This is a genomic window from Clostridiales bacterium FE2011 (assembly GCA_017569305.1).
GTDB lineage: Bacteria > Bacillota > Clostridia > Christensenellales > Aristaeellaceae > Aristaeella.
This window is the reverse complement of sequence record CP069418.1, coordinates 1,365,836-1,388,681: the sequence shown is the minus strand read 5'-3', so window position 1 is coordinate 1,388,681 and position 22,846 is coordinate 1,365,836. Positions and strand designations below refer to the sequence as shown.

The following is a 22,846-nucleotide window of genomic DNA, read 5'->3' as shown; positions in this document are numbered from 1 at the left end:
TGGCGTTCTTCTGTTGATGAATGCCAGCGGCGAAAACTTTCTGCCAAAAATCCAGAGGATATGTTAAAATTGGGATCGGTAACCAGTATGGGCTTGCCAAAATATCTTTTGAAATTGTCGGCTATGGCGAGATAAGGGATCAGCCCCGCAATAGGAGGAATACGATGGATCTGAATTTATTTCATTGGACAAGAGAACCGAAAGCCTGTGTTATTCAGAATGGGATCATTCAGGTTACAACTCTGCCGCATACTGATCTCTGGCAGCGTACATATTATCATTTTAGAAATGACAATGCCCCGGTATTTCAGATGGAGACGGATGAGCAATACTTCAGTTTTGTTGTGAAAACCAGCTTTGAAGAAAGCCACCTCCGTTTCGATCAGTGCGGGATTGTTATGTACCTGGACAGTGAAAACTGGATGAAGGGTTCCATTGAGTATGAGAACGCGGTATTTCAGCATCTGGGAAGTGTTGTGACGAACCATGGATACTCCGACTGGGCCACTACAGAAATCCCGGCTGATGTGAAATCAATGTGGTATCGTTTCAGCCGCAGGGAGGATGATTACTGTATAGAGTGTTCAGAAGATGGCAGTACATGGAAACAGATGAGAATCTGTCACATGGCTGAAGGAAGTGGCAAAATCCGATTTGGGATTTATGCTTGTTCTCCTGAAGACTCATCATTCACAGCAGTATTCAGCGATATGCAGCTGACAGAATGCGCATGGAAAGCGCATGATGGTCAGCAACCGGACTGATGAAAGACAACACTGTATCTTTTGATTTTCTGTTTCATAATAACGATTCAACTGAAGGAGACTGGCAAAGCGAATCAGAGAATATACAGAGGCAGATCTGGAACAAATGATTCCGATATGGAATGAGATCGTCGAGGAAGGAATCGCCTTTCCACAGGAAGAATGTCTGGATATGGAAAGCGGAAAAGCCTTTTTTGCCTCCCAGAGCTATACCGGCGTAGCGGAAAATGACGGTAAGATTGTCGGATTGTATATCCTGCATCCTAACAACGTCGGGCGCTGTGGGCACATCTGTAATGCCAGTTATGCAGTATCATCCGCATGCAGGGGCCAGCATATCGGTGAGAAACTGGTGCTGGACTGCCTGAAGATCGCAAAGGAGCTTGGCTTCCGTGTTCTCCAGTTCAACGCCGTTGTTGAGAGCAATATCCATGCCCGGCATCTGTACGAGCGGCTGGGGTTTGTTCAGCTTGGAACAATCCCCGGCGGATTCAGGATGAAGGACGGGCGCTATGAAAACATTTGCCCTTATTATCACGTACTTTAACTTTTGAAATTGTTGACTAAGGCCAATCGGGATTTGCAGAAAGGGAAAAAATGATAATTCGAGATTTTGAACCGAAACATACAGAGGAAGCAGCGGAAATTGCCCTTGACGTATATAATTATCCATATCCATCAGAGCAAATAATTCAAATTGTCAGCCTGTACTTGTGCTGAAAGAAATTGTATTCCTGCTTATATTCCTCATCAGCATTTTTGAGAGCACGCTGGTTTTCGTGTATGTTCATAGTGTTGCCTGCCGAATCAAGGACACATCCCGAAATATTTGAACAATGATCGGACACCCTTTCAAGATTCGACAGAAGATCTGACCACACAAATCCCGCCGCCACGGAACATTCGCCCCTTTGGAGTCGTAAAAAATGACGGGTTCGAAGATCTTCTTTCAGTGTATCAATGACTTCTTCCAAAGGCTCCGTTTTACGTGCAGCTTCAATATCTTCGTTTGAAAATGCAGAAAAAGACAGATTCAGTATTTCTGTTACCGCGGCACATATCGTTCTGTATTCGGCTACGGCATCTTCGGAAAACACAACATTTTTGCTTACGATTTCTTCTGCTGACTCCAGAATATTCACTGCATGATCTGCAATTCGTTCATAGTCTCCGATCAGCTTCAAATATTCTGTTGCTTTCACACTTTCTTCATCTCCCAGATGGCGGGAGGTCAGTTTCAAAAGATACGTGCTGATCAAGTCTTCAAGATGATCCGTATTATCTTCTGCTTCACGGATACGATCTGCAATTACTTTATCATAGTTTAGAACGCATGCAGCGCTATCCCGAAATGCCCGGATTGACAATTCTGCCATGTTACCGAGCACCTGCCTGCATTGGTTCAGCGCAAGAGCAGGGCTTCCGAGTAAACGCTCATCCAGTTCCTGAATCTTCTCCGTTGTCTTGGCATCAGGAAGAATCCTGCAGACCATATGCTCAAGAACCTGGCTGAACGGAAGCATCAGTAAGGTGCAAAGAATGTTAAATACCGAATGGAAAACCGCGATCCCTATCAGACTGGCAGCCTGTGCAAGAAATACCGGAGCAAAAATTGTTTTTACCAGCCAGAAAACCGTCAGCCATACGGCGGCTCCCATGAAGTTGAAAGCAAAATGAACAAGCGCGGCTCTTTTTGCGTTTCTGGTTGTACCGATTGAAGAAAGTATTGCCGTTATGCAGGTACCGATATTCTGTCCCATAATGATCGGGATGGCCGCACCGTAAGAAACTGCTCCTGTGGAAGCCAGGGCCTGCAGAATACCGACGGAAGCAGAACTCGACTGAATGATCGCTGTAAGGACCGCACCGGCAAGAACGCCTAAAATGGGGTTGGTGAAAGTCAAAAACAGCTGTTGGAATTCCGGTACATTCCGCAGCCCCGAGACGGCGCCGGACATCGTTTCCATTCCAAACATAAGGGTAGCAAATCCAAGCAGGATCATCCCTGTGTCTTTACGCTTACTGTTTTTTGACATCATATAGAATACAATGCCGACTAACGCGAGAATCGGGGTAAAAGAAGATGGTTTGAAAAGGCGTACAAAGAAACTGCTGCTTTCTATTCCGGCAAGACTTAAAATCCATGCGGTTACCGTCGTACCGATATTTGCCCCCATGATCACATTGATGGATTGCCTCAGCGTCATGAGCCCAGAATTGACAAATCCAACTACCATCACAGTAGTTGCAGACGAACTCTGGATAATGGCGGTTACACCAAGTCCCGTCATGAGTCCGGCAAACTTATTCGCTGTAATACGCTCTAAAAGCGTTTTCAGTTTATTGCCAGCGCGTCGTTCAAGTGCCTGACCCATCAAAGTCATACCGAACAGGAACAGACATAAGCCGCCAATCAGGTTCAACGCATTAAATAAATCCATAATCATTCTCCACTCTGTTTCTTGTTACAGATCCAGAATAGAGATTCAATGTCAAAATCATTATCTCGCCTTAGTAAAATTCGTGTAAAGCGAAGGCTAAAAAAACGCAGGGGCCCGGTAACTCCTGCAAGATTTTCTGCACTATATCAACTGCTGTTCGTTAATCATCAACTTGAATTGAAGCCCAAGCTTTTCAGCTGCTTTCCTGCATAAAATCATACGCTGCATGAATATTTCAAAATAGTCCATCACAGAACCATAACGGGTATCAACGGAAAGCTTCAGTTTGATAATTGTATGTGCTTCATTGATTTTAAGCTCTGCTTTTTTGACTGAATAATTCACACGATCATGAATATCGAAAGTCGATATGTCCTGATTTCGTACACGGTTTCGCCGCACATCGCTTTTATCAGCAAGTATTAAAGCAGCTGCAAGCGGACTGACCGGAGTGCCTGTTCCTTCATCATGATTCCCGATTGCAGTAACAATCAATCCTACTTCCTCAGGAGGGAAGTCAAGATGATCCAGTATTCGGAAGGCAATAATGGCTCCGGATTGACTGTGTTCTTCACGATTGACGAGATTCCCGATATCATGAAGATAGCCCGCTATTTTTGCAAGCTCAACAAGCCGTTTGTCGTAACCGAGAGTCTGCAAAATATAGCCTGCTTTTTCTGCCACTATCGTTACATGCGCAAAACTGTGCTCAGTATATCCCAGGGCAGAAAGTGACATATCTGCCTGGCGGATATAAGTATTGATTTCTTCATTATCTCTTATTTCCTGATACGTCACAGCTTAATCTCCTCTGGATGGTTCGGTATCGTAACGATAAACTCTGACCCTTCCCCAACTGCGCTTTTCACTTCAATTCCTCCGTTATGAATCATAACCGCGTGTTTAACGATAGACAGGCCAAGACCTGTTCCGCCAACCTCTTTGCTGCGGCTCTTATCCACACGATAAAAACGCTCAAAAATACGTTTCTGATCCGCTTCAGGAATGCCTATTCCTGTATCTTTTACCGACAGTACGGTGCTATGCTCTTTTTGCGCAACCGTAACAATTACATTGCCTCCGGTATGGTTATACTTGATCGCATTATCACAAAGGTTATACACAATGCTGTACAGCAACTGTGGGATTGCTTTTACGGTCGCACTTTCTCCACCAATATCAATCGTAATATCCATCTCAGAAGCAGCAGCCTCCAGAGAATCGACAGCATTTTCTGCAATACGATACAGATCGCAGTCCTCCCACTTCATATCAACATCGCCACTGTCCAGCTTTGTCAGATCAATAATATCTTCGATCAGTTTCGTCATCCGCAGCGATTCTGCGTGAATCTTTTCGGCAAACGGCTTGATATCCTCCTCTTTTACCAACCCGGTTTCAATAAGCTCCGCATAGCCAGATATGGCATGGAGCGGTGTTTTCAGCTCATGTGACACGTTTGCACTGAACTCCTGCCGAATCCGGGCCGCTTTTTCGATCTCTTCCTGATCCTGTCTTAACTGTGCCTGCTGCACTGAAATATGGTGAAGCAGCGGCTCAATTTCTTTATAAGCTTCCTGCCCATAGTATTGGTTTGGATGTTCCAGATCGATTTCATTAATGGGCTTGACGATCTTTTTGGCGATCCGGGACGCCAGAATAAATGAAAGGATCAATGCGGCAAGGATGACAAAACATATCGGTTGAGCAAAGCCGAGGAGAAGGCTCCATACAGAAAGCTGAGCGATTGACATACGGAAAACCGACCCGTCAGGAAGTCTTTTAGCAGCATAGTACTGCTGATCTGCCAGGGTATAGGAATGTCTGGTAGATTCTCCGAATCCCTCCTTCAGGGCCTGCTGGATCTCCGGTCGTTCCAGATGATTCTGCATCGATGCTGTATCTGCTTCGTTATCAAACAGAACAGTTCCATCCGTGCTGACCCAGGTGATGCGATAGTTTTCTATGTTCAATTTGTCAAGATAGTCCATTCCGGACATGGCAACACCCTGTGCCGCCAATTCAGTCTGATTGCGCAGCAGATTTCTCTGTAAGGACGAAAAATAGTTGTATAGTGTTCCCATAATCAGCAACAGCGAGGCAAGGAAAACCGAGATGGCAACGATCCAGATTGCCTTAAATATCTTACTGCTCATTTTCTTCCTCCAACTTGTACCCAACCCCTCGAACGGTCCGGATATAGTCTCCCGCTTTCTCCAGCTTTGTCCTTAAAGTCCCGATATGAACATCCACTGTTCTTGTTTCACCTGCAAAACCAACGCCCCATACACTGGATAGTATATTGTCTCTTGTAAAGACTCTGCCGGGGCTTTCCATAAACAGCTTCAGAAGTTCATATTCCTTCAATGTGAGCAAAACCGCCTTCCCGTCAATGGTAACAGCGTGCCTGTTTTCATCGAGGACGATCATCCCATATGAAAGAATCACAGACTGTCTGTTGCCTGCCCTGCGAAGAACTGCTTTGATACGGGAAACCATTTCCATCATTCCAAACGGCTTAGCAAGATAATCATCCGCACCGGAATCGAGGCCGATCACTTTGTCATATTCACTGTCCTTTGCCGTAGCCATAATAACGGGAATATCTGTCGTTACAGGAGAGGAGCGCAGTTTACGGAGGATCGTCAGCCCATCTTCCCCGGGCAGCATCACATCCAGAATAATAAGTTCCGGCCTTTGCTCTTTCATGGCTGCCCAAAAGACAACATCGTTCTCAAAGCCTTGCGCATCGAATCCGGACACTTGCAGCGTGTAGACCATCAGATCCCGAATGGCGCTTTCATCTTCAACACAATAAATCATAGGAAAACCTCCTCTGTCACTCTTAAGCATAGTTTTATATTGTAAGTCCTGCAACCTCTGTATTGTAAAATCGGCGTAAAGTTATTTAGATCCTTTATCCTTTAGCCGTATATTTTTGCAGGACTATGCCTTTGTTAAAAAGATGATTATCCTTCTCACCGCTTTATGCTGTTTCTACAATTTATCTATGGCTGCTTGCAACCACGCCGTTCACACGTACGCAGGCGCTAAAGGCAGACCGATTGCGGGCAAAAAAGCCATACCGAATCCACCACAAAAGCTACTATACAATATGGTACTTTTGTGAGTGAGCACACTGTATACGCAACAGCCGTGTACCCCGGGGTACACTTTACCGGAAATGGACAAAAAGAAAGAAGCCCTTGATCTACAAGGGCTTCAGAGTGGTGGTGACAGTTGGACTCGAACCAACGACCCCATCGATGTGAACGATGTGCACTGGGCTACCGGTCAAGTTGTCAAACTGAAATGTGGACGTGAACACACCTGAAAAGCCTTTAAAATAAAGGCTTTTTCTATTTTTGGAGGTGTTCAATGAAAAGGTGTTCAGGGGTGTTCAGGGGGTGTTCACGGGCCAGGAGTGTAAAATACTCCCCATAGAATGGACAGATGAATTTAACCCGATCCCGGTTTGTGGACAGATAAAATAGCCGAAATCCTCAAAAATGGACAAGACTATTAACACAGAGTCCTCATACCTGGACAATGGAAATAGCACACTAACAAGAAAAGCAATGCAGAATGCTTGCTGGACAAAGGATGGAGGTGATATACCAAACGAAAGGAAGGATAGTTGACAATGGCTAGAGATTCAAAGTTTACAGAGGAAGAGATATCTATTGTAAAGAGTTCTAAGATTAGCCCCCTGTATTCATTTACGGTTTCATTATATACATTCTTCTTGTCAATACATACATCGCCATAAGTGATTGCTGCTTAAACCCAAAGATGACGAAAACCCGCAGAGCAGATTGTGATAAGCTCTGCGGGTTTTCACATGACACTCGAAGGGCAATTATTTACCCCGATTTATCCATACCGTTCATCTCAAAAAGGGAAGGGAACGGTACAGGATCATATGTATTCCCTTTGGCGACTCTCGGACAAGATTATATTCCGAGAAATATTTTGGTCTCTGAATGCGGAGACGCATCCTGTTTTTGATGAAGAATTTTTGTTCTAGAGGATGCCTTTATTTCCTGTGAGATTTTTCAATGCGGTTCGTGATCTCCTCCCCCGCCACGGCGTCGGCCAGGCCGATGCCGTACAGGTAGGCCGTGCATTTTCTGGCGTCCCGTTTATCCAGCAGTGTTTTAAAGGTATAGTCTTTTTCATCCCAGGGAAATTCATCCCGGAAATGAGCTTCCAGTTGTTCCGGGCTGTCCGAATAATTATCCCGGGTTTTCCGGAAGGATTCATCCAGGTAATACCCGCTATCCAGAACGATGATCAAATCCGGGCCCATCAGAAGGTTGGCGCTTATCATTTCCTCCCGCCTTGTGGCGGAAGTGCAGATAATCACGGTATCGCAGGCGTTAAGATGAATCATATCCTCCGTGTCATCCACTTTCGTTTTTCCGTTAACCAGCAGGAAATCCCCGATGTTCTTGTCGACGTTCCTTTTGCTTCCGCGGATTACGATTCCCAAGGGAGAGAAGCGCTCGCAGATTCCGATGCAGTTCGCTAGGTTCGTGCGGCCTGTCCCGATGAATCCCACGTTTTTCGGTTTTTTTCGCATCAGCTGTTCCATCGCGAAAACCGTCATCAGGGAACAGCGGTATCTCGTCAGCGCCAGATCCCTGTATTCGTGTTCACTTCCATCCCGCTCCCGAATATCAAGAATTTCCTCTGTTTTTCCGTTTACGTCATTTGTGTAGATTTTCTTCAGACTGCTGACGCCGTCGATCGTCAGCCCCCGAAGAAATCCCGTAGAAGCAGTCACGATGCCCGCCGCGTCCCGCTCGTCCACTTCCACATCTTTGATTGGACACATCTCCGTGTCGTATTTTCCCCCGAAGGCACGGATGTAATTTTCCCGCATCATCTTCAGTGAGTCAATAAAAAATCGATTCATAAGGCTGCCTCTCAAGAGTGTGAATCAGAATAAAAGGCCAACCGGACGGTCTTTCGATTCCGCTGAATCATTATACTTCTTTTCTCTGAAAAGGAAAGAAGGAAATATATTCCTCAGAGGTCAATTGCAAAAGGAAGTTTTGATTTGTCGACAGTTCTTTGAATTCAAAGTTAAGTGGTTTTTCAGATCCCGAGTTGTCGAACCGATGTTCCTAACCAGTATTCTGCCATCTTTCCCGAGTCTCCTGCAATCAAAGTGAAACTTTATGGCTGAAACCCTGCGCGAACTGGTAGTCGCGCTGTCGCTGGACTCCAGCAATTTCTCGCGCAATATGCGCACCATCAACCAGCAGATCAAGGAAGCCGAGCCCACCTTCCGTCTGGCCGGGGCTGGCGTTGAAAACTATGAAAAGACCATCGCGGGCACGGAAGCCAAGCTGTCCATGCTGGGCAACAAGCTCACCCAGCAGCAGCGGGCTGGACGTCATGTTTTCATGACGGAAAGCCGCTGGCATTCTTCTGTTGATGAATGCCAGCGGCGAAAATTTTCTGAAAAAATCACCAGGATATGCTATCATTGGAACCGGGAATCATTGTTAGGCATAAACAGACAACCTTGACTTCCGGTTAAGGAGGAGCGCCGTCATGAATGCGACAGGCACAATGCTGATAGATCTTGTTCTTCTGTTTTTCATTTATTCTCTTACGGGATGGTGTATTGAGGTTTGTCTAAAATATATCCAGTATCACCGTTTTATCAACCGTGGATTCCTTACAGGGCCGATCTGCCCTATCTATGGAACCGGGGCAGTACTGATCACCGTTGCGGTACACCTCTTGACTCCCTTTGAAGAAGCCTTTGGTACAACCTTTGTCATATCATTTCTATTGTGCGGTGGAGTAGAGTATTTTACAAGCTGGTATTTGGAGAAACGCTTTCATGCCCGTTGGTGGGATTATAGTCAAAAGCCCATGAATCTGCATGGTCGGGTGTGGATAGGAAATTTGATTCTGTTTGGATTGGGTGGTGTTGCGATCGTCCATTTCTTTAATCCGGTACTTTTTACAATACTGGATAGGATTGCTCTGCTGACAAAAGAAATTGCAGTTGGAGTGCTGGCCGCGGTCTGTGCTTCGGACTATGCCATGACTCACTTTATCCTGAAACTGGTGAAAACGAGCGTTGAGTGTAGTCAGGCAGACAATACAGAGGAAATTAGTTTGGAGATCAGACGTACGCTCACAGATAAATCTGTTTTTTATCGCCGCTTTGCTGAAGCCTATCCGGACGTGATTTATAGGACTGACCGCATAAAGGCGCGGTTGGCTGAAATAAAAGCAGAGACAGAAATGCTTAAGAAGGAGGCAGAACAAAGAGCACAGGACCTGACGAAAAAGGTTGGGCAAATCGCTGAGCCAACAGCTTTGGTTAAAGCCAGTCTGATTGAGCGACAGGGAAATTTGATTGCATTGTTATACGATGAAAAAACGGCGAACGAGGAAGTAAAAGCTCTGAAAGCGACAATAGATGCGGATCTGGAAAGGCTGGAGAACAGACCCATTACTAAGATCGAGAATATTATAAGGAAATAGAAGCATCAATGCAGTATGCCTTGAGTCCAAAGAAGTACTCTAAGGATACCACACCGAGTGTAAAAATATAAAAAAATAGTACTCACCTCTTGGCAGTGCTATAATATATGTCGAACAAAGGAACAATGATCTAATAAATTATCGTTCCAATGCCCAAAATCAACATGTCATGGCTGTCACAGCAGCCCAACACCCGAACCCAGATCAAATAAGGAGAGCTGGTGCATGCTATTTCAAACATTGGATAAACTCAAGCGGCAGTCAATACTGGCTACTATCCTCATGATGGCATTCGGCGTGTTTATATTGATTTGCCCCGAAAGCTATGTGAATACTCTTGTTGTGACTGTGGGTTATGGGATGGTCATCTTTGCGATCGTGGAGATGCTTGAATTCATTTCGAGCAAAAAAGCCCCGATCCACTACATCATTTTTACCGGTGCCTTGATCATCGCTTTCCTCGGCGTTTTCATACTTATTTACAATCAGGATCTGCTTAAAGCCCTAGGTTGGCTATTTGGATTCGTGCTGGTGCAGGATGGTCTTTTTACGCTGTTGAACGCTCTGTTGTTTGCTCGTCGCTCCAATCGGAAGGGCTGGTGGCTGCTGATCGTGCTGGCTGTCGTGCTCATGACGTTGGGCGTGCTGATCTTCGTGAACCCCTGGTGGGATTCCCCGACCATGCTCACGAAGGTCATCGGCGGTGCGCTCCTGTTCTCTGCCTTCGTGAGCACTCTCAGGCTCATTTGGGTGTGGCCGTTCAAAAACGGGAAGGAGAGTGCGGAAGATGCCTCTGAATGATAAGGCTCAAAAACTGGTGAACAAGCTTGAAAATGAAAAAGACCAGATCAAACACAACACGGAGGAAATGAGTGCGGAACTGAAACAACTTCTCGAAAGCGAGATCGAAGCGTTTCAGAAACGCGAGAAGCACCGTTCTGCCGAAATGGTCAATATCTTTGCCAAGCATAATTTCTACGCCAACGGCTTTACACCGCAGGAGCTTCGGTCAACCTTAGAAGATCTTGGACCTACTTATGTAAAGATCGGACAGATCATGTCCAGTCGGGTCGATCTGCTGCCAGCCGGGTATTGTAAGGAGCTGGCAAAACTGCGTGAAAACGTAAAACCTCTGGATCCGGCCGTGGCAAAAGCTGTCATCGAACAGGAAACCGGCAAAAAAATTAACGAGATCTATGCTGAGTTTCGGGATGAGCCACTGGGATCGGCATCAATTGCTCAAGCCCATTATGGTGTCCTCAAGGATGGCACCCGAGTTGTCATCAAGGTGCAGCGCCCTCTGATCGCCGACATGATGCGAAAAGATTTCGTTCTTCTCAACAAGCTGGCAGACCTGGTGAACATCGTCGAAGAAGATTCCGACGAACAGGTCATCGACTTCAAGTCAGTGATCGCAGAGGTTGAACGAGTCACCAAAGCTGAATTAGATTTCCGCATCGAGGCAGAGAACACCCGTCTTTTTAAGGAAAAGTGTATTGATGACGAAGAGCAGATCTCCTGCCCCACAGTCATTGACGAGCTGACCACCGAGCGCATCTTCACCATGACCTACATCGACGGCTACTCTGTCGCCAATACGGAAAAGCTGGTTGCGGATGGCTGCGACCTAGACGGGATCGGGCGTGTGATCGTAGATAGTTACCTGCATCAGGTGCTGGATGTGGGCACATTCCATGCTGATCCGCACCAGGGCAACATCCTGGTCAGCCACGGCAAGCCCTATTGGATCGATTTCGGGATGATCGGGCACGTCACAGACAAGGATATCGACCTCATCCAGGAAGCAGTCAAGGCGTTGCTGATTCAGGACGCTGACGCCTTGGTTAACGCGGTCATGGGTATGGGCGCTGCTTCGGAGAAAACCGACCGTACCAAGCTTACCCGGGACGCAGAAGTGTTCATCCAAAAGTATATGAACGTTAAGAGCGTCAGCGATATCAATGTGACCGAGGTGTTCGATGAAGTGATGAGTCTGGCCGCCCAAAACCACGTTTCCATGCCGGGCAGGTTCACCATGCTGGCCCGCTCTCTCACCACCATAGAAGGCGTTGTCGAGCAGCTTTGTCCCGATCTGAATTTATTCGATATTCTTTATGACAAGCTGAAGGAGCGTGCGCGACAAAATATGAACATTCCGCGCGAGCTTCTTGAGAAGGGGCAAGAGCTGGTCAATGCAGGGAAAAAGGCAGCAAAGATCCCTCTCCTCGCTTCGGAAGTTCTGGAGGGTATGGTGAAGGGAAAGACGAAGGTGCGCTTCGAGCTGTCCGGTTATGAGGAACCTCTGAACCGGATTTTCCACTTCTTACGGTACACTGTGCTGACACTGGTAGCCTTAGTACTGTTTATCGGCTCCTGCATCCTTTGCACCACCGATTTCAAGCCGATCCTGGCCAACGGAGTGCCCTTACTAGCCGTAGCTGGGATCATCTTTTCCATCGCGCTAGCGATATACTCGATCAAAAAACTGAAATAGCCGACATCCGACGTAGTATGACGATACTCTAAAGATTACAGGAAAAAATTTCTGCAAAATTAGCACTCACCTATTGACAGTGCTAACAATAGTGCTATAATATGTACCGAACAAAGGAACAGCGATCCAATAAACCACCGTCCCAATGCTCAAAATCAACATGGCGTGGCTGCCACAGCGGCCCAACACCCGAGGAGGTAAGAGTTATGTTGATGCCGAGTATTTTTGCTGAGAATTTGTTCGATGACTGGTTCGATTTCCCGTCTGTCCGGAACATGGATCGTCAGCTCTACGGCAGGCACTTTGCCCGTGAGATGAAGACCGATGTGCATGAGCATGATGACCATTATGAAGTGGACATTGACCTGCCCGGCTTCCAGAAGGATCAGATTCAGCTGAGCCTTGAGAATGGTTATCTGACCGTCACGGCCACAAAAGAGGTCGAGAAGGATAAGACGAAGAAGGGCAAGACCATTCGCCAGGAGCGCTACGACGGAACGCTGCAACGGAGCTTCTATGTGGGCGATGCGCTTACGGAAGAAGATATTACCGCAAAGCTGGAGCAGGGTGTGTTGAGCCTGAATATCCCGAAGAAGGCAGAGAAAAAGCTTCCTGAAAAGAAACTGATCGCCATCGAAGGATAATAAAGACGTACATCCCAAGCAAACTGAACCAATCGAGGGGCTCATCACCAACCGTGGTGAGTCCCTTTTCTTGTCAAAGCACGTGAGTTTATCAGGCGTTACGGTCTCCTAGCATAAGGTTGTATCATATTTGCACTTTTTATACAGTTGATTATTCTCTGATTCCAATGGAGTATAAGGAACGAATGCAATAGAAGTTTTCAAGAGGCAACATCGGAGAGACAACGTTATAGATGTGAACGAGTTGCCTCCAAGGGTACGCAGTTTTCTGACGATTTGCGTACCCTTTTTGCGTACCCCTCTGAAGAAAAAGTGCGTACCTCTGACTTCAAAAAGTGCGTACCCTCAGAGGGGTACGCATAATTTCATTAATGTTCGTATTTTGAAGACCCTAGCTTCTTCAGCGGCAGATCAAGCATTGTCAATCCCGGGCACAAGAAAAACCTTGCAAGTATTATCCTGCAAGGTTTATGGTGGTGACAGTTGGACTCGAACCAACGACCCCATCGATGTGAACGATGTGCTCTACCGACTGAGCCATGCCACCGTGTATATAAATTATGATGGCTATGCAACATATAGTATGACGTTCAAGCCCAAGGCGAAGGTTGGGTTAATGACAGCGGCGAAAGTTTTCTGCCAAAAATCCAGAGGATATGTTAAAATTGGGATCGGTAGCCAGTATGGTCTTGCCAAAATATCTTTTGATTTTCTTTTCCATCAACGCTGAGAATCGGGTGATTATTCATGAAAGAATTACGATTTGCAGTCAAAAACACGATCCCGATATTCTTCACTTATCTGTTCATCGGCATCGCCTTTGGCGTATTGATGAGTGACGCTGGATACAGTGTGTTGCTCACAACAGCTTCCAGCTTTTTCATTTTTGCCGGATCGATGCAACTTGTCATGGTACCCATGATGACATCCGGAGCCTCCCTTCTCTCGCTGGCAATCATGGCGTTTTTTGTCAATGCACGGCATATTTTCTACGGGATCGGCTTTATCGAAAAGTTCCGTAAAATGGGCTGGAAATACCCCTATATGATCCTGACTCTGACCGATGAAACCTATTCTGTTCTCTGCTCTGTAAAGTATGATGAAGGACTTGATGAAGATAAAGCAGCTTTCCTCATCGCCATGCTTGATCATTTCTACTGGGTCTTCGGGTGCTTTATCGGGGCATGTGCAGGACGGTTTTTGCACTTTGACATGCGTGGGATCGAATTCTCCGCCACAGCGTTTTTCCTTGTGGTTGTAGTGAACCAATGGCGTCAGTATCGTACACGGCTCCCTTTTCTGACCGCTGCAGTATGTGCTTTAGGGTTTTATCTGTTGTTGGGAAAAGAATATTTCCTGATTCCCACACTGGTTACCTGCCTGGCAGCGCTGTTATTCCTTCGTAAGCCTGTTGAACAGCAGGAGGGCATAAAGGATGAATAACACAATTTATCCCCTCGCGGTTATCGGAGTCATAGCGGTTGTTACCTGGGCTCTTCGCGCATTTCCGTTTCTGCTTTTCGGAAACAGGCCTTTGCCAAAGGTGATCCGGTATCTCGGAAAAGCGCTCCCGCCTGCCATTATGACAGTGCTTGTAATCTACTGTTTGCGTGATATTTCCTTCAGTCAGTCACCGTTTGGCATTCCGGAACTCGCAGCCTGTGCGCTGGTAGTTATCCTTCAGGCTGTACGTAAAAACATGTATCTGTCAATTATTGCCGGAACTGTATGCTATATGGTCCTGATTCGCGTCATGTAAAACGAATCTGTTCAGGATTGCAAATGAAACGTAATGGACACTGGGGACAGTCCCCAGTGTCCGTTAAGATAACTTTTCAAGAGTTTTCTGAAAAAGACAATCTCACCTGCTTCAGAAATCGTTCCGCAACAGGCGTAAAGCTTTGATACTTGTTCCAGATCAGATACATTTTCATCTCCAGATACGGGGTCAGCGGACGAAAAACCAGTCCACTTTCTTTGGATGTGTCAATCAGGTTATTCAGCGTCAGGAGAATACCCAGCCTCTCTTTTGCAAACATTGAACCGTTATAGGAAAGCCGGAAAGACCCTTCCAGATGCAGCTGGCTGAACTTCTCTTTTGCCCACGGGCGAATATCGTTTTCCCAGCTCTGCTGTGAGCAGAACAGCGGCTGCCCGATCAGGTCATTGACGGTAATCCGTTTTTTCTTTGCCAAGGGTGAATCATCCGGAAAAACAGCGCCGAAACAGTCTGCTTCAGGAAAAACGATATAGTTGTATTTCCGCTCATCCGGTACCTCGCAGATCACGGCGAAATCAAGCAGTCCCTTATCCAGCTTTTCCGTAACCTGTTCCGTATCTCCGCTTGTTATGTGATACTGGAGAGCCGGACATTTCTTTTTAAACTCATGGATTTCCCTGGCCAGGTAGCGGATCTGATAGGACTCTGCCAGACCAAAGTAGAGATTCCCCCCGGTGATATCGTCCAGCGAAAAGAACTCCTGCTCAATCTTGTCCGCCATAGATACCAGGTCTTCTGCCCGGTTCCTGAGGAGAATACCTTCTTCCGTCAGGCGGATACTGAAACTGTGCCGGGTAAACAGTTTTTTGCCAAGTTCCTCCTCCAGTGACCTCAGTGCTTTGGAAAGCGTGGGCTGCGTTACGTGTAGCTGTTCCGCGGCTTTTGTCATATTCTCTTCCCTGGCCACGGCCAGAAAATACCGCAGGATCCTGATATCCATATCATCCCTCCATGAAATGCCAAATCGGAATATCATGATATTCATTATAACCATTAGCGCGGTCTGATTCAAGATGCTATGATCGGTATGTCCTCAGGGACCAGCGAATGCTTCGGGAGGAGACTATGAATACCGGAAACGCAAAACAATGCCTGGCGGATGTCGGATGCAGCCCGTCAAAAGCGGAACGGATCATTACATTCCTGGAGGCTGACCAGCTTCCGGAAGTCCGGCAGGCGCTGAAATGCCTGCGCTGCGATCTGATGGAGGAGCTGCACAGGGCCCAGCGCCGGGTGGACCGGATTGACTGGCTGATCCGGGAAACAGAGAAACCACAGGCGGCTGCAACGAAATGAAAGGATGAAGAAAGCAATGATGAAAGCAGAATCCCTGAACATGACACAGGAATGGGACAAAACCTTCCCCCGGAGTGAAAACGTGGATCACCGTAAGATCAGCTTTGTAAACCACTTTGGGATCACCCTGGCTGCAGATCTGTATCTGCCGAAGAATATCACCGGAAAGCTGCCGGCCATCGCGGTCTCCGGCCCCTTTGGTGCCTGCAAGGAGCAGTCTTCCGGCCTGTATGCCCAGGAGATGGCGGAGCGCGGTTTCATCGCCATGGCCTTTGATCCGTCCTTCACCGGTGAATCTGGCGGGTATCCCCGGGCAATGCATTCCCCGGACATTGATGTGGAAGATTTCCAGGCAGCGGTGGATTATCTGTCATGCCTGGACTAGGCCGATCCGGCCCGGATCGGGATCATTGGCATCTGCGGCTGGGGCGGCATGGCGCTGCAGACAGCATGTATTGATACCCGGGTGAAGGCTACGGTGACATCTACCATGTATGATATGTCCCGTGTAGCCGGAAACGGCTATTTTGATTCCGCGGACAACGAGGAGGCCCGGCACCGGATGCGGGTGGATATCTGCACACAGCGGACAGCGGATTATCTGAGCGGCCAATATGCCCGTCAGGGAGGTGTGGTCGATCCGCTGCCGGAAGATGCCCCGTTCTTCGTGAAGGATTACTATGATTATTATAAGACCGCGCGCGGATACCATCCCCGTTCCCTGAATTCCAATGATGGCTGGACGGTGAATACACAGACGTCCCTGATGAATACCCGGCTGTTTACCTACTCCGGAGAGATCCGGAGCGCTGTGCTGATGATTCATGGGGAGAAAGCGCATTCCTGCTATCTGAGCCGGGATACCTACGCGAACATGACTCAGAACAGTCAATATGCTGACAACAAGGAGCTGATGATCATTCCGGGCGCTGTCCACACAGATCTGTATGACCGGAAGGATATCATTCCGTTTGACAGAATTCAGCAGTTTTTTGAGGAGAATCTGAAATGAGCAAAGTATTGGTGATTACTGCGAGCCTGAGAGCAAATAGCAATTCCGATATCCTGGCTGAAAAGATGATTGAGGGAGCGAAGGACGCGGGGCATCAGGTGGAACGAATCAGTCTGAAGGATAAGACAATCGCGTTTTGCGAAGGCTGCCTGGCCTGCCAGAAAACACAGAAGTGCGTGCTGAAGGACGATGCGATTGCTATCGCGGAAAAGGTGAAGGAAGCGGACACCCTGGTCTTCGTAACTCCGATTTACTACTATGAAATGAGCGGCCAGATGAAAACACTGCTGGACCGCATGAATCCGCTGTACGCTTCGGACTATCAGTTCCGCCATGTGTACATGCTCTCCGTAGCCGCTGAAGATGAGGCCTTCGTTCCGGGAAAAGCAATCAGCGGCCTGCGGGGCTGGACCGACTGTTTTAAAAAAACGGAGTTTGCAGGTTCACTCTTCTGCGGGGGAATCAATGCCCCGGGGGAAGCAGCACGCAAAACGGAAGAACAACAGAAGGCCTTTGACTTTGGCAGAATGCTTCAATAAAACATTGTGAGGGGAGTATCGCGGTCGTGAAAAACAGGTTGTTCATTATCCTCTTTCTTGTCATGATCACAACGGTCGGTTCATGCTTCGCGGAAGCGGATCCGGAGATCGAAAACTATACCCGCTACACGGATTATGAACCGCAAAAGGCTGATCCTATAGGCTTAATTCCCGGCGAGAATCACAATGTGCTGGTTGCCTGGTTCTCCCGTGTCGGCAATACAGTATTTGACCCGGATGTGGACGCGGTTACAAGAGCCACCCTGCAGTATGACAGCCAGGGAGAATTGCTGGGAAATGCACAGATGATCGCAGGCTGGATTGCGGAGGAGACCGGTGCGGATGTGTTTCCGATCCAGACAGCTTATACGTATCCGTCCGATTACAACCAGACAGTTGCCGTGGGAGAAGGTCAGGATATCGACTTCGTCAGTCTGAAGCTTGCCGCATATCTGGATGATGTGAGCGGTTACGACACAGTTTGGCTGGTGGCGCCAATCTGGCATTATACTGTATGCACACCCCTTCGTATATTCCTGTCAGAAACGGATCTTTCCGGTAAAACAGTGTATGTGGTAACGACTCACTGTGGCAGCCGTTTCGCGGATACAGTGGAAAGAATCCGGGAGATGCAGCCGGGTGCCAAGGTTATAAAAGCAGTTGCCGTGTCCGGCTCTGATCCCAATAGCTATGAAGAAGAAGTCCGCAAGTTTGTTCAGAACGCGATGGAATGAGGAGGAAAACAATCATGAAACGTATTTTCACTATGCTGATTGCTCTGATGCTGGTAATGTCCCTCTGCCTGAACTCCGCGTTTGCGGAAACCGGAAAACGTGTTGCCAAAGAAGACGCTGAAATGCAGGCTGATGATCCGACGATGCCCACCCGGCTCCCTCCGGAAAACGGCACAAAGATCCTGCTGCACTTTGGTGACACGGTGATCCCGGGAGTACTGAATGACAGCGAGACCGCCCGGGCATTGATCGCCAAGCTGCCCTACATCCAGCACATGAGCCGCTATTCCCATGACTTCTGCGGCGTGACTGAAGACCTGCCTTACAATGAGGAAGAAGAGCATTACGGCTGGCTGAACGGCGATATCGACTATGCCACCGATGCGCCTTACTTCACTATCCTGTTTGAGGATCAGGACGAATCAGAGATCTACGGCAGTCAGGTGAATATCGGCGTGATCACCTGCCCGCTGTCGGACATCGCGGCTCTGAACGGAAGCTATGACGTGCTGATCGAGCTTGACGGAAGCGAAGAGGAGGAGGAACCCATGATGCAGATGAAGATCAACGATACTCCGGTCACCGTGGCCTGGGAAGACAACGAATCCGTTTCCGCGCTGAAGGAACTGGCAGCGAACGACCTGACCATTCAGATGTCCATGTACGGCGGTTTTGAGCAGGTCGGCTCCATCGGTCAGCGCTTGCCCAGCAGTGATGTGCAGACCAGCACTTCTTCCGGAGACATCGTGCTGTATTCCAGCAATCAGCTGGTGGTGTTCTACGGCAGCAACTCCTGGGCCTATACCCGGCTGGGACACATCACTGACAAGACCCCCGAGGAAATGCGGACGCTCCTGAGCAACGGCGATGTGACCATCACCCTCTCGGTGCAATAACATGAAAAACAGAATGTGGAATGGACGATCAGCCAGTATTTTCACCCTGATTATCGTTATCCGCTGGCTGAACTGATTCTGGTGGAAAACGCCGGGCATGTTCAGCACAGCTGCAATGCCCGATATGCCTGGGATTTTTTCAAACACTTTGTCCGGACGGAAGATGGAAGAATCATTGAGCTGGCAGAATAAGAATTCTGTACAGAAATGAAAGGAGAGAATACCTTGCTTTTCTACTTTACAGCAACCGGAAACAGTCTCTATGTGGCCAAGCAGTTGGAAAACGATCCGATCAGCATACCACAGGAACTGAGGAAAGCGAACAGACACTATATTTCAGACAGCATCGGCATCGTATGCCCGTTGTTTGAATTTGAAATTCCAAATCTGGTGAAGGATTTCATTCAGGGATCTTCTTTCGAGACCGATTACTTTTATCTTCTCATCACGTATGGGTGCCATCATGGCGGCGTGGCGCAACGCACACAGGCCTGGTTGGAATCCATTGGCAGGAAAGCGGACTATGTGAATACGATCATTATGCACGACAATGCGCTGATCGTGTTTGATATGGATCAGCAAAGAAGCATCGAGGCGGAAAAACAGGTCGATGCGCACATTGCGGCAATCAAAGCGGATATTAGTGTGCGGAAGAGCTATGTGCAGGAAGCCGCTGCTGAGGAGATCGATTTTTATCAGCACTTCACTGAATGGATCCGGCAAACAGGTCCGATGTACAGCTTTCCGCTGTATCAGGTGATGGACAGCTGCATTGGCTGCGGCACTTGCGTCAGGGTATGTCCGAAAGGCTGCATCCGGATGGACAGCGGGAAACCGGTCTATGATTACCAGCATTGCGCCAACTGCATGGCATGCATCCAGGCCTGTCCCACCAAAGCGATTCAGTTTGCAACGGTCAAGGAGCCCAATCCCCAGGCGCGCTACAGGAATCCTCATATCAAGCTTGACGAAATCATCAGGGCAAACGAGCAAGCATGAAAAGCATACAGATTCATCCCTGAATCAGTTTTGCCTTGACGCTGACCATGGACGACTGAAGTATCCGAATGAAATGGATGCGCCAAACCGCATGATCCGACAGTTTCAGCGATATGGGAAGATGGAATGAGGAGACAAGGATGCTGAGCAGAAAATGGAATGACGGAAGACACTGGCGCAGGTTCGCTGCGCTGTTTTCATGTTCCTTTCTGATCATCTGTTTTTTGATTCACAAAGCAAAGGGAGAAAGCTCCATGCTATTGAAGCCTGAAATTAAACAGAATGGAACCTCTATAGAAGGTGTATTAAGAGGCTGCTATATGATAGCTTCAGGAGGGGAAACGCCATGACGATTGAGAACAGTATGGGGACGGAAAAAATCAGCAGGCTGGTTCTGAAAACAGGGATACCGCTCATGCTGAGTCTGCTCATCAATTCCCTGTATAATTTCGTGGATTCAATCTTTGTTTCCCGGGTCGCGGAAGACGCACTGACGGCACTTTCACTGGCGTCTCCGGTGCAGATCTTTGTGTCAGCGCTGGGGCTGGGCAACGCGGTCGGCCTGAACGCGGCGATTTCCAGGGCATTGGGCGAAAAGAACCGGGAACAGGTAAAGAAAACAGCCAATGCCGCGATCTTCCTGGCAGTCTGTGCCTGGCTCCTGATATCTGCTGTCTGCCTCCTTGGCGTCCGCTGGTATTTCTCCTGGCAGAGCGGCGGAAATGAAGTAATTGCGGCTTACGGCCGGGATTATCTGAGCATCTGCATGCTGTTTTCCCTGGGCCAGATGGGACAATGGGTATTCGACCGGTTTGTGATTGCCAGCGGCAAATCCCACCTGTTTCTGTTCACGCTTTCGGCTGCTTCGGTAACGAATCTTATACTGGATCCCATCTTCATCTTCACCTTCGGCCTGGGCACCAAAGGTGCGGCAATCGCGACAGTAATCGGGCAGTTTATGGGGCTGTTCGCCGGGATCCTGATCAACCGCAGATGGAACAGGGAGATCACATTCTCCTTCACTCTGAAACCGGACTGGGAAAGCGTCCGCACGATCCTCCGGGTTGGCATTCCTTCTGTGCTGGTCCAGGTGCTGACTTCCTTTGTAACGGTCATCATGAATACCATCCTGCTCGCTTTTTCTTCCACCGCTGTTGCGATCTACGGAGTGTGCAGCCGGATGATGGGGCTCTGCACGGTCGGTGTGCATGGCATCAACAACGGGCTGATCCCGATTGCCGCGTATAATTACGGAGCCCGTAAGGCAGGACGGATCCAGGATTCTGTGAAATGGGCGATGCTGTATTCCGGATTCATCTATCTTCCCATCCTGTTTGTTCTGGAAATGTTCCCTGACATGGTTCTTCGCCTGTTCAACGCTTCGGAACATATGATGGCCATCGGCATTCCGGCGGTACGGATTATGGCGGTTGCCTGGCTTGTGCTTATTCCGGGCCAGGTCCTTGCGGCAGCTTTGCAGGGACTGTCCATACCTAAACCCAGCATGCTTCTGACCATGCTGAGGCAGGCAATCCTGCCCGTGCTTCTTGCGTTTCTCCTGAGCCGGACCGGCTGGCTTCCTTCTGTCTGGCTGGCATTTGTGGCCGCCGAACTGGTCTGTATTCCGGTGGCGATGCTGTTCTGGAAAAGAAACTGGAGTTCTCTGCGGATTTCGATGGAAAGTGCTTCGTAAAAAAACGACAGAATTGGGAAAGGACAAAGTGAAAATGAAAAAAGCCATGGTTTTTCTGGCCGCCCTGCTGGTGATCTGCGGTATTTCCCTCGCAGAGGACGCTGTTACTTCCGCCACGCTTTCTGTTGACCGGCTTCCCGCTGTTGAATCAACCGGAAGCAGCATCCTGGTGGTGTACTTCTCCACAGACGATACAATCCGCGCGGCGGCGTATACAGTCGCGGAGGCCCTGTCCGCGGACCTGTTTGAGATTCAGCCTGCCGAGCCGTATACAACGGATGATGTCAATTACCATAACAGACAAAGCCGGACAAGCATCGAGCAGAATGATCCGCAGGCCAGACCGGCCATTGCTTCCCTGCCGGAAGACCTGCGCCGGTATGATACAGTCATCCTCGGATATCCGATCTGGTGGGGGCAGGCTCCGAGAATTCTGTATTCTTTTGTGGAAAGCGCTGACCTTTCCGGAAAGACAATCATCCCGTTCTGCACGTCCGGTTCTTCCGGTGCGGGAAGCAGCGCGTCCAACCTGCAGAAACTGACAGGCGGGAACAGTGTCTGGCTGGAGGCGAAGCGGATCAGCAACGGCAGCAGCGCGGAAGAAATCCGGGCCTGGGCGGAAAGCCTCGGCCTGGGCAGGGAGGAAATCGGTATGTTTTATATTCATGTCAACAGCGCGGTTCTGGCTGTCAAAACAGAAAACAATTCCTCATCTGAAGCGCTGTTACAGCTTCTGAAAACCGGTGATATCACGATCGCCATGCATGACTACGGAAGTTTTGAAAAGGTCGGTTCTCTCGGTGCAGATATTCCCCGCAATGATGAGGATATCACCACAGTCCCCGGGGATGTGATCCTGTACCAGGGGAATCAGGTCACCATTTATTATGACGAAAACCGCTGGAATTTCACAAGACTGGGACATATCGATATGGATCAGGATGAACTGAAATCCATCCTCGGCAGCGGTGATGTAACAGTCATTCTTTCGGTCAATCCGTAAAAAGAAAGAGTTTGCGGGACGGATTATGCTATAATCAAAGA

At 48.3% G+C, this 22,846-nt stretch carries 23 protein-coding genes, 1 tRNA gene and 1 pseudogene; 18 read left to right on the top strand and 7 right to left on the bottom strand.

Annotation, left to right across the window (positions count from 1 at the left end; genetic code table 11):
- Positions 1 to 164 precede the first annotated feature (164 nt).
- A complete protein-coding gene (locus JRC49_06480; protein ID QTE72448.1) occupies positions 165 to 764 on the top strand; it encodes a DUF1349 domain-containing protein in 600 nt (199 codons plus the stop codon).
- A 61-nt stretch (positions 765 to 825) separates the two neighbouring features.
- Complete coding sequence (locus JRC49_06475) at positions 826 to 1,311, top strand: GNAT family N-acetyltransferase (GenBank protein QTE72820.1); 486 nt, start codon at positions 826 to 828, stop codon at positions 1,309 to 1,311.
- Positions 1,312 to 1,456: 145 nt separating this feature from the next.
- On the opposite strand, the gene JRC49_06470 is transcribed toward JRC49_06475, so the two are convergent.
- The 5 genes from JRC49_06470 to JRC49_06450 form a co-directional block, all read right to left on the bottom strand.
- The gene (locus tag JRC49_06470; GenBank protein ID QTE72447.1) at positions 1,457 to 3,205 is read right to left on the bottom strand and encodes a Na/Pi cotransporter family protein; all 1,749 of its coding nucleotides are present in this window, start codon (positions 3,203 to 3,205) and stop codon (positions 1,457 to 1,459) included.
- A 141-nt stretch (positions 3,206 to 3,346) separates the two neighbouring features.
- Positions 3,347 to 3,943, bottom strand: a complete 597-nt coding sequence (locus JRC49_06465) for an HD domain-containing protein (protein ID QTE72819.1) — start codon at positions 3,941 to 3,943, stop codon at positions 3,347 to 3,349.
- A gap of 56 nt (positions 3,944 to 3,999) precedes the next feature.
- The gene (locus JRC49_06460) at positions 4,000 to 5,361 is read right to left on the bottom strand and encodes a PAS domain-containing sensor histidine kinase (protein QTE72446.1); all 1,362 of its coding nucleotides are present in this window, start codon (positions 5,359 to 5,361) and stop codon (positions 4,000 to 4,002) included.
- The gene (locus JRC49_06455; GenBank protein QTE72818.1) at positions 5,351 to 6,028 is read right to left on the bottom strand and encodes a response regulator transcription factor; all 678 of its coding nucleotides are present in this window, start codon (positions 6,026 to 6,028) and stop codon (positions 5,351 to 5,353) included. The genes JRC49_06460 and JRC49_06455 overlap by 11 nt, the downstream gene beginning before the upstream one ends.
- Positions 6,029 to 7,241: 1,213 nt before the next feature.
- Entirely contained in the window at positions 7,242 to 8,123 is an 882-nt protein-coding gene (locus JRC49_06450) for a hypothetical protein (protein ID QTE72445.1), read from the bottom strand.
- 265 nt (positions 8,124 to 8,388) lie between these two features.
- Between JRC49_06450 and JRC49_06445 the strand changes: the two genes are divergently transcribed.
- The 5 genes from JRC49_06445 to JRC49_06425 all read left to right on the top strand — a co-directional run bounded on the left by JRC49_06445 (position 8,389) and on the right by JRC49_06425 (position 12,853).
- Positions 8,389 to 8,742, top strand: coding sequence for a hypothetical protein (locus JRC49_06445; GenBank protein QTE72444.1), 354 nt, complete (start codon positions 8,389 to 8,391; stop codon positions 8,740 to 8,742).
- A 43-nt stretch (positions 8,743 to 8,785) separates the two neighbouring features.
- On the top strand, positions 8,786 to 9,715 hold the full coding sequence (locus tag JRC49_06440; GenBank protein ID QTE72817.1) for a hypothetical protein: 930 nt from the start codon (positions 8,786 to 8,788) through the stop codon (positions 9,713 to 9,715).
- A gap of 225 nt (positions 9,716 to 9,940) precedes the next feature.
- A complete protein-coding gene (locus JRC49_06435) occupies positions 9,941 to 10,516 on the top strand; it encodes a DUF308 domain-containing protein (GenBank protein ID QTE72443.1) in 576 nt (191 codons plus the stop codon).
- A complete protein-coding gene (locus JRC49_06430) occupies positions 10,503 to 12,209 on the top strand; it encodes an AarF/ABC1/UbiB kinase family protein (GenBank protein ID QTE72442.1) in 1,707 nt (568 codons plus the stop codon). Before JRC49_06435 ends, JRC49_06430 begins: the two co-directional genes overlap by 14 nt.
- A 206-nt stretch (positions 12,210 to 12,415) precedes the next feature.
- The gene (locus tag JRC49_06425; GenBank protein ID QTE72441.1) at positions 12,416 to 12,853 is read left to right on the top strand and encodes an Hsp20/alpha crystallin family protein; all 438 of its coding nucleotides are present in this window, start codon (positions 12,416 to 12,418) and stop codon (positions 12,851 to 12,853) included.
- 471 nt (positions 12,854 to 13,324) lie between these two features.
- Here JRC49_06425 and JRC49_06420 read toward each other — a convergent pair.
- Positions 13,325 to 13,400, bottom strand: a tRNA-Val gene (locus JRC49_06420).
- Between the two features lie 200 nt (positions 13,401 to 13,600).
- Here JRC49_06420 and JRC49_06415 point away from each other — a divergent pair.
- Both JRC49_06415 and JRC49_06410 read left to right on the top strand, forming a co-directional pair.
- Positions 13,601 to 14,296, top strand: coding sequence for an AzlC family ABC transporter permease (locus JRC49_06415; protein QTE72440.1), 696 nt, complete (start codon positions 13,601 to 13,603; stop codon positions 14,294 to 14,296).
- Positions 14,289 to 14,612, top strand: a complete 324-nt coding sequence (locus tag JRC49_06410) for an AzlD domain-containing protein (GenBank protein ID QTE72439.1) — start codon at positions 14,289 to 14,291, stop codon at positions 14,610 to 14,612. Before JRC49_06415 ends, JRC49_06410 begins: the two co-directional genes overlap by 8 nt.
- Before the next feature lie 76 nt (positions 14,613 to 14,688).
- On the opposite strand, the gene JRC49_06405 is transcribed toward JRC49_06410, so the two are convergent.
- Positions 14,689 to 15,573, bottom strand: coding sequence for a LysR family transcriptional regulator (locus tag JRC49_06405; protein ID QTE72438.1), 885 nt, complete (start codon positions 15,571 to 15,573; stop codon positions 14,689 to 14,691).
- Positions 15,574 to 15,698: 125 nt separating this feature from the next.
- On the opposite strand from JRC49_06405, the gene JRC49_06400 reads away from it, so the two are divergent.
- From JRC49_06400 to JRC49_06360, 9 genes and pseudogenes are all read left to right on the top strand, one after another.
- Positions 15,699 to 15,929 (top strand): hypothetical protein, encoded by a 231-nt coding sequence (locus JRC49_06400; GenBank protein ID QTE72437.1) that lies wholly within the window; start codon positions 15,699 to 15,701, stop codon positions 15,927 to 15,929.
- Positions 15,930 to 15,945: 16 nt separating this feature from the next.
- Positions 15,946 to 16,941, top strand: a pseudogene (locus JRC49_06395) (alpha/beta hydrolase).
- The gene (locus JRC49_06390) at positions 16,938 to 17,480 is read left to right on the top strand and encodes a flavodoxin family protein (GenBank protein QTE72436.1); all 543 of its coding nucleotides are present in this window, start codon (positions 16,938 to 16,940) and stop codon (positions 17,478 to 17,480) included. Before JRC49_06395 ends, JRC49_06390 begins: the two are co-directional and overlap by 4 nt.
- Positions 17,481 to 17,506: 26 nt before the next feature.
- Entirely contained in the window at positions 17,507 to 18,214 is a 708-nt protein-coding gene (locus tag JRC49_06385; GenBank protein ID QTE72435.1) for a hypothetical protein, read from the top strand.
- A 14-nt stretch (positions 18,215 to 18,228) separates the two neighbouring features.
- Positions 18,229 to 19,110 (top strand): hypothetical protein, encoded by an 882-nt coding sequence (locus tag JRC49_06380; protein QTE72434.1) that lies wholly within the window; start codon positions 18,229 to 18,231, stop codon positions 19,108 to 19,110.
- A gap of 15 nt (positions 19,111 to 19,125) precedes the next feature.
- Positions 19,126 to 19,302, top strand: a complete 177-nt coding sequence (locus JRC49_06375; protein ID QTE72433.1) for a hypothetical protein — start codon at positions 19,126 to 19,128, stop codon at positions 19,300 to 19,302.
- A gap of 15 nt (positions 19,303 to 19,317) precedes the next feature.
- Complete coding sequence (locus JRC49_06370; protein ID QTE72432.1) at positions 19,318 to 20,109, top strand: EFR1 family ferrodoxin; 792 nt, start codon at positions 19,318 to 19,320, stop codon at positions 20,107 to 20,109.
- Positions 20,110 to 20,455: 346 nt separating this feature from the next.
- Complete coding sequence (locus tag JRC49_06365) at positions 20,456 to 21,802, top strand: MATE family efflux transporter (protein ID QTE72431.1); 1,347 nt, start codon at positions 20,456 to 20,458, stop codon at positions 21,800 to 21,802.
- A 34-nt stretch (positions 21,803 to 21,836) separates the two neighbouring features.
- On the top strand, positions 21,837 to 22,805 hold the full coding sequence (locus JRC49_06360; GenBank protein QTE72430.1) for an NAD(P)H-dependent oxidoreductase: 969 nt from the start codon (positions 21,837 to 21,839) through the stop codon (positions 22,803 to 22,805).
- The last annotated feature ends 41 nt before the right edge of the window (positions 22,806 to 22,846 follow it).